The sequence below is a fragment of the Novosphingobium huizhouense genome (genome assembly GCF_020179475.1).
Lineage (GTDB): Bacteria > Pseudomonadota > Alphaproteobacteria > Sphingomonadales > Sphingomonadaceae > Novosphingobium > Novosphingobium huizhouense.
Window position 1 is genome coordinate 1 of the sequence record NZ_JAILXZ010000047.1, and the last position, 282, is coordinate 282.

Annotated in this window: 1 protein-coding gene; it reads left to right on the forward strand. The window is 74.1% G+C overall.

All coding sequences use genetic code 11. From position 1 onward, the window contains the following. Positions 1 to 282 (forward strand): PepSY domain-containing protein (locus tag K3A85_RS17920; RefSeq protein ID WP_225207872.1); only part of this gene is annotated, 282 nt, incomplete at both ends.

A 282-nucleotide genomic window follows, 5' to 3' on the forward strand; every position in this document is an offset into this window, starting at 1 on the left:
CTGCCGGCGCGCGAGGGGGATGCCGCGCTGGTGCACCTCGCGCTGCCGGCGCAAGGCGGGATGTGCGACGTGTTCGTTTCGCCGCAGGGCCGGGTGCTGGGCGCGCTTTCCAGCGAGACGCGCATCGCCGAGATCGCGCACCGCATCCACGGCCAGCTGCTGCTCGGCCGGCAGGGAAGCTGGCTGGTCGAGCTGGCGGCGAGCTGGGCGATCGTGCTGATCGCGAGCGGCCTGTACTTGTGGTGGCCGCGCGTGCGTGGCCTCGCCGGCGTGGTCTGGCCG